General features: G+C 47.6%; 6 protein-coding genes and 2 pseudogenes. 3 read left to right on the top strand and 5 right to left on the bottom strand.

The features are described from left to right. Nucleotides 1–439: 439 nt before the first annotated feature. On the top strand, nucleotides 440–988 hold the full coding sequence (locus TZ48_RS23455; RefSeq protein WP_112481095.1) for a gamma carbonic anhydrase family protein: 549 nt from the start codon (nucleotides 440–442) through the stop codon (nucleotides 986–988). Nucleotides 989–999: 11 nt separating this feature from the next. Here TZ48_RS23455 and TZ48_RS23450 read toward each other — a convergent pair whose 3' ends face one another. From TZ48_RS23450 to tsaC, 4 genes and pseudogenes are all read right to left on the bottom strand, one after another. Next, entirely contained in the window at nucleotides 1,000–1,263 is a 264-nt protein-coding gene (locus TZ48_RS23450) for a DUF1488 family protein (RefSeq protein ID WP_112481093.1), read from the bottom strand. A gap of 1 nt (nucleotide 1,264) precedes the next feature. Further along, nucleotides 1,265–2,095 carry a shikimate dehydrogenase gene (gene aroE, locus TZ48_RS23445; RefSeq protein ID WP_112481091.1) on the bottom strand — a complete coding sequence of 277 codons (831 nt, stop codon included), beginning with the start codon at nucleotides 2,093–2,095 and terminating at the stop codon, nucleotides 1,265–1,267. Between the two features lie 163 nt (nucleotides 2,096–2,258). Continuing rightward, nucleotides 2,259–3,099: pseudogene (gene hemF, locus TZ48_RS23440) on the bottom strand (oxygen-dependent coproporphyrinogen oxidase); the annotation flags it as partial. A gap of 9 nt (nucleotides 3,100–3,108) precedes the next feature. Then, complete coding sequence (gene tsaC, locus TZ48_RS23435) at nucleotides 3,109–3,666, bottom strand: L-threonylcarbamoyladenylate synthase type 1 TsaC (protein WP_112481089.1); 558 nt, start codon at nucleotides 3,664–3,666, stop codon at nucleotides 3,109–3,111. Nucleotides 3,667–3,849: 183 nt separating this feature from the next. Between tsaC and purE the strand changes: the two genes are divergently transcribed. Next, on the top strand, nucleotides 3,850–4,335 hold the full coding sequence (purE, locus tag TZ48_RS23430; RefSeq protein ID WP_042478050.1) for a 5-(carboxyamino)imidazole ribonucleotide mutase: 486 nt from the start codon (nucleotides 3,850–3,852) through the stop codon (nucleotides 4,333–4,335). A 2-nt stretch (nucleotides 4,336–4,337) separates the two neighbouring features. Next, complete coding sequence (locus TZ48_RS23425; protein WP_112481086.1) at nucleotides 4,338–5,468, top strand: 5-(carboxyamino)imidazole ribonucleotide synthase; 1,131 nt, start codon at nucleotides 4,338–4,340, stop codon at nucleotides 5,466–5,468. A 47-nt stretch (nucleotides 5,469–5,515) separates the two neighbouring features. Here TZ48_RS23425 and TZ48_RS23420 read toward each other — a convergent pair. Then, nucleotides 5,516–6,093, bottom strand: a pseudogene (locus tag TZ48_RS23420) (DNA topoisomerase family protein). Nucleotides 6,094–6,095 lie beyond the last annotated feature (2 nt).

Raw genomic sequence — 6,095 nt, 5'->3', positions numbered from 1 at the left:
AAGTCCGAAGACTTGAATTGGTCACTCAGTTCATTGAAACCTAATTTGAAGCCCCTCTTTATTAAGAGAAGTTTCTAATTTGATTATCATCAACGAGTGCCCACACAGATTGATAGGTTTATATTGTTAAAGAGCTTGTTTCAAAGCTTCCCTTGAAACGGACGGCCATTTTAGCGAGATAAGTTTTCGTGTCAACCACTTTTTTCAACTTATTTTGCTAAGCTTCTTAGAAGCTTGTGACCTTCTGACTCGTTGGGGATTTCGTTGTCCTTTCCCGTGTCAGCGAGGGGGCATTATAGAGATCGAAATCACATTGGCAATACCCTAAATACAGTTTTTTCGCTTTTTTTGTTCGTATGGTTATTTTTTGTGCTTTGACGCTGTAATTTGCCGCAATAAATCGCCAAAATAGCCTTGTCCCATAGATTTAGAGACTCATATGACTTCAATTCGTAGTTACAAAGGCATTGCCCCGCAGCTAGACGACTCCGTCTATATAGATGAAACCAGTGTGATTGTTGGCGATGTTCGATTTGGCAAAGATGCCAGTGTATGGCCGCTTGTGTCCGCGCGTGGTGATGTTAACCATATAGAAATTGGCGAGCGCACCAATATTCAAGACAATAGCGTGTTACATGTTACTCATAAGAACACAGAGAACCCTGAGGGTTACCCGCTACTAATTGGTAATGATGTCACCATTGGTCATAAGGTGATGCTGCACGGGTGCATTATAAGAGATCGCGTTCTTGTCGGTATGGGCAGTATTGTGCTTGATGGCGCTACCATTGAATCTGATGTAATGATTGGCGCAGGTTCCTTAGTACCACCGAACAAGGTATTAGAGAGTGGTTATCTGTATGTGGGCAGTCCGGTAAAACAGGCTCGTCCTCTTACCGAAAAAGAAAGAGCCTTTTTACTTCGCTCTGCCAACAACTATGTACAGAATAAAAATGACTACATGCAGGATGTGCACGCCATTCGTTAGCGAATGATGGCTTAGTTAATGACTACACGGCCCTGTTCATCGAAAGCTTCATCCTCTATGAGGCTTTCTGCTATCTCTTCTAGATCAAAACGAACCGCCTCAAAGCACTCAAACGCCTGTTCCTTAGCAACCTCATTCAAACCATTTAATCTAGCAAGCTTCTCCAGCCCAACAAGACACACAATCAACATCCCTGCTTGTTGGGCGTGAAACTCAACCATGCCTAGTTCTTGGTTCCATTCAAGCTGATCTGAAAACAAAATTGATTGGTTCATGTTATAGACCTTCTAGATTCTTTCTTAACTCACGTAAGATCTGTTTCGTGCCTGGTCTTAAGCCACGCCATAGCATAAAGCTTTCTGCCGCCTGACCCACTAGCATGCCTAAACCATCATAGGCAAACCTAGCACCCGACTCTTTCGCCCATTGATTGAAAGTCGTCAAACCCTGTCCATAGGTCATATCGTAACTCACCGTATGGTCAGCAAAGATTGCATCACTGATATCAGGCAGCTGTTTATACAGACTGGTTGAAGCAGAGTTAATCACCACATCATAGGCACGAGAAACGTCACTCATAGGTACCGCATTAATCTGACCAAAAGGTTTAAATAGCTCAGCAAGCTGCTGCGCTTTCTCAAACGTACGGTTGGTAATAGTAATAGAGGCAGGTAGCTGGTCGAGTAACGGCTTTAATACACCACGCGCCGCCCCACCCGAACCAATCACTAATATAGAAGCGCCTTCCAGCTGAACTTGATGTTGCAGTAAGTCCTGAACTAAACCCTCGCCATCGGTGTTATCGCCAATGATCTCGCCATCATCCAGCTTCTTGAGAGTATTCACTGCGCCCGCAAGCTGAGCACGCTCGGTCAGGAGACCTGCAAACTGAAAAGCATCTTCTTTAAAGGGTGCGGTAATGTTGCATCCTTTACCACCCGATTGGAAAAATTCGGTGGCAGCCTGCTTAAACGCATCAGGCTCAGGCTGCTGGCTAGCATATTCAAGATTTTGCGAGGTCTGTCTTGCGAAGAGCGTATGGATATACGGTGATTTGCTTTGCGAGATGGGGTTACCAAACACCACGTATTGATCGGGCTTGCTCATGTTTATGCCTACTGTCCTTGCTAATGGGTACCGAAATGTATAGTTCGACACTATCACTTCGGCACACATTCGCCAAGTTGAACAAAGGCTGTTGGATAGATTACCACTCTCTTGGTTTTAGATAGTCGCGATAGAGGCGCGCTTCTTCACTTCCCTCTTGTGGCTCATAGCTGTATTCCCAGCGAGCCAATGGCGGCATTGACATAAGAATGGACTCAGTGCGCCCCCGCTTTGCAAGCCAAATAGCGTGCCACGGTCGTAAACAAGGTTGAACTCAACATAGCGACCACGGCGATAAAGCTGGAAGTTGCGCTCACGCTCACCGTATTGCTCGGCTTTGCGTTTTTCAACGATTGGCAGGTATGCATCGGTGTAGCCGTTACCCACCGCTTGCATGTAAGCGAACGAGCGTTCAAAGCCCCACTGATTTAAATCATCAAAGAACAAGCCACCAACACCGCGCGTCTCATTACGGTGTGGTAGGAAGAAATAGTCATCACACCATTTTTTGTGCTCCGCATACACCTCATCACCGAATGGCTGACAAATCTGCTTCGCCGTATCATGCCAGTGCTGGCAATCCTCTTCATATGGGTAGAATGGCGTTAAGTCAAACCCGCCACCAAACCACCAGATCGGATCCTCTCCCTCTTTTTCAGCAATAAAGAAACGTACATTGGCATGTGACGTTGGGATATACGGGTTTTTGGGATGAATCACCAGCGATACACCCATGCTTCGAACTTGCGCCCAGCGAGTTCTGGTCTGTGCGCGGTGGCAGATGCCGGCATCTTGTCGCCAAACACATGGGAGAAGTTCACCCCACCTTGCTCAAACACTTGGCCATCTTTCATAACGCGACTGCGGCCACCACCACCCTGCTCACGTTGCCACTCATCCTGTTGGAATGTCGCGGCGCCATCTTGTTGTTCGAGTTTTTGGCAGATATCGTCTTGGAGCTGAAGAAGAAACGCTTTTACTTGATGTTTGTCGACTTGCTGCACGGGAACTCCTTAGCCTTGTCGTAATACTTTAAGGGTGCGAGCGTCACGGATTTCGCTCGGCTTATTACGGCCGCCCGTCTCGCCTTCAAGAATTGAAGACAAACGAGAACCCAGTTGCTGCTTAACTTCTTCAGTTGTCATGCAAGATGGCATGCCTGATAAATTAGCACTGGTCGAAGTAATTGGCTTGCCATAGGCCAAACACAATTTTTGCACCAACTCATGATCCGTGACACGCACAGCGATGGTATCAAACGCGCCACTTAGCCAAGGGGAAACACGTGCACTTGCTGGCATGATCCAGGTATACGGGCCAGGCCAAGTTTGCTGAACACTTTCTAGCTGCTGCTCTGTCAGTTGAGTCTCATCAATATAAGGGCGAAGCTGCTCAAAATTCGCAGCGATCAAAATAAGTCCTTTTTCAACCGGACGCTCTTTGACAGCAAGAAGCTTTTCAATGGCTTGCGTATCGTCTGGGTCGCAACCCACGCCAAATACCCCTTCCGTTGGATAAGCAATTACTTCACCGGATTGAAGCGCCGCAACTGTGGTTTGAAAATTATCCACCGAGACTTCCTTTTATTAAAAGCTAAACAAATATTTTACATTTCTACGGCACTATGCTCAAAACCCGAGTGAGAATCCAGAAAAAAACACAAAAATCACTCACGCAAACGTTTTCCCAAGAAAAAAATCCTCGTATAATGCGCGCAAATTAGTCCATTTCCACACGCCTTGAAGGAGCTTCGGATGAAAGTCGGCATTATTATGGGTTCAAAATCAGATTGGCCAACCATGAAACTAGCAGCAGAAATGCTGGATCAGTTTGGTGTAGATTATGAAACCAAGGTTGTTTCTGCTCACCGCACACCGCAACTACTCGCTGACTACGCGACTTCTGCGAAAGAACGCGGTATCTCAGTTATCATCGCTGGTGCTGGCGGCGCTGCGCACCTTCCCGGTATGGCAGCCGCGTTCACAAGTGTTCCTGTATTGGGTGTTCCTGTTCAAAGCCGCGCATTGAAAGGCATGGACTCTCTACTGTCTATCGTTCAAATGCCAAAGGGCATCGCGGTTGGCACACTGGCTATCGGTGAAGCAGGCGCAGCAAACGCGGGTATCCTAGCCGCGCAGATCATTGGTGTTCATGACAACGCCGTAATGGAAAAAGTTGAAGCGTTCCGCAGCCAACAAACAGAAACCGTACTTGCTAACCCAGATCCTTCTGAGGACTAATCATGAAACACGTACTGGTTCTTGGAGCAGGCCAGCTGGCGCGTATGATGTCGCTAGCCGGTGCCCCTCTGAATATCAAAATCTCAGCATTTGATGTGCGCAGTGAGAATATCGTTCACCCACTGACACTTGAAGTGCTGGGTAACGGTCTAGAACATGCCATTGCTGAAGCTGACGTTATCACGGCTGAGTTCGAACACATTCCACTCGATGTCCTCGCGATCTGTGAGAAAAGTGGCAAGTTCCTCCCATCGACAGACGCCATCAAAGCCGGTGGCGACCGCCGCATTGAAAAAGGCCTTCTCGACAGTGCAGGTGTGAAAAACGCCAAATATGCGGTTATCAATACACGCGAAGATTTTGACTCGGCAATTACCCACGTTGGTCTGCCTATGGTGCTCAAGAGCGCATTGGGTGGCTACGATGGAAAAGGTCAGTGGCGATTTAAAACGCTTGATGATGTCGACACAATTTGGGCAGAAATGGCTAAATGTATTGCAGAATCAGAAAGCCAAGCGATCGTTGCTGAAGAGTTTGTCCCTTTCCAGCGCGAAGTGTCACTGGTTGGTGCGCGCAACAAGCAAGGTGAGATTGCTATCTACCCACTGGCTGAAAACGTACATACTGACGGCGTACTGACGCTATCAACAGCGATTGATGAACCAGAACTGCAAGCTCAAGCGGCACAAATGTTTACCGCTGTAGCCGAGTCTTTGGACTATGTTGGCGTGCTTGCACTTGAGTTCTTCGATGTGAATGGCCAGCTACTAGTGAATGAGATTGCACCTCGCGTGCACAACTCTGGGCACTGGACGCAACAAGGTGCGGATACGTGTCAGTTTGAAAACCATCTGCGTGCGGTATGCGATATGCCTCTTGGCTCGACACAAGCCATTCGTGCCACATCTATGGTGAACATTTTAGGCGAAGATACATTGCCAGAAGCGGTACACAGCCTGTCTGGCTGCCACGTTCACTGGTATGGTAAAGACAAACGTGCTGGCCGCAAGATGGGTCACATCAATGTCACGGCCAATGACAAAGCGGCGCTTAAGGCGCAACTACTTGCCCTGTCAGAGCTACTTGATGAAGCGGCTTTTCCCGCGCTGAAACCAGCCGCTGAAGCCCTTTAAGCTCAGCTTAAACCTTTAAAAAATGGCTCCCTTGGGAGCCATTTTGCTTATTCTGTATCTTGTATCTTATGACATCGCCTTGATGCACACTCTTGCACGGTTCCAGATGCTCGCTTTTTTTCCACCAGCAACTCAAATCCGCAGAATTGACAGTGCCCCTCGACAGGCGGGTGATTGACCGCAAACTTACACTTTGGATACTGGTCGCAAGCATAGAAGGTTTTACCGAATCGAGACTTTCTCTCTTTGAGTGCTCCTTTAGCGCACTCAGGACAAGAAACCGATGCTTGTTCAGTCTGCTCAGGCTCTTCTTGCTTATTAGGTGATTGAATGAAGTGACATTCAGGGTAGTTGCTACACCCAATGAACATCCCAAAGCGTCCTTGGCGCAGCAGCAGCTCAGAGCCACAATCCGGACAAGGTACGCCTAACTCTTTGACGATATGACCATCGTTTTGATGCAATGGCTTAATGTAGTCACAGCCAGGGTATTGATCACAGCCTAGGAAAGGGCCATGTTTACCATTTTTGAGGAGCAGCTTACCAGACTGGCATTGAGGACAAGGCTCATGATCTAAGGCGTGTTCATGAGCGAGAAAAGTTGATTGTCGATTTTACCACTCATGG

Origin of the sequence: Vibrio variabilis (assembly GCF_003263785.1) — a bacterium.
Lineage (GTDB): Bacteria > Pseudomonadota > Gammaproteobacteria > Enterobacterales > Vibrionaceae > Vibrio > Vibrio variabilis.
The sequence above is the reverse complement of the archived record's forward strand: the minus strand, read 5'-3'. Positions and strand labels throughout refer to the sequence as shown.

Coding starts and splice junctions, on each gene's coding strand:
- TZ48_RS23425 (WP_112481086.1), top strand. CDS start 4,338: ATGAAACACGTACTGGTTCTTGGAGCAGGCCAGCTGGCGCGTATGATG.
- TZ48_RS23455 (WP_112481095.1), top strand. CDS start 440: ATGACTTCAATTCGTAGTTACAAAGGCATTGCCCCGCAGCTAGACGAC.
- purE (WP_042478050.1), top strand. CDS start 3,850: ATGAAAGTCGGCATTATTATGGGTTCAAAATCAGATTGGCCAACCATG.
- aroE (WP_112481091.1), bottom strand. CDS start 2,095: ATGAGCAAGCCCGATCAATACGTGGTGTTTGGTAACCCCATCTCGCAA.
- TZ48_RS23450 (WP_112481093.1), bottom strand. CDS start 1,263: ATGAACCAATCAATTTTGTTTTCAGATCAGCTTGAATGGAACCAAGAA.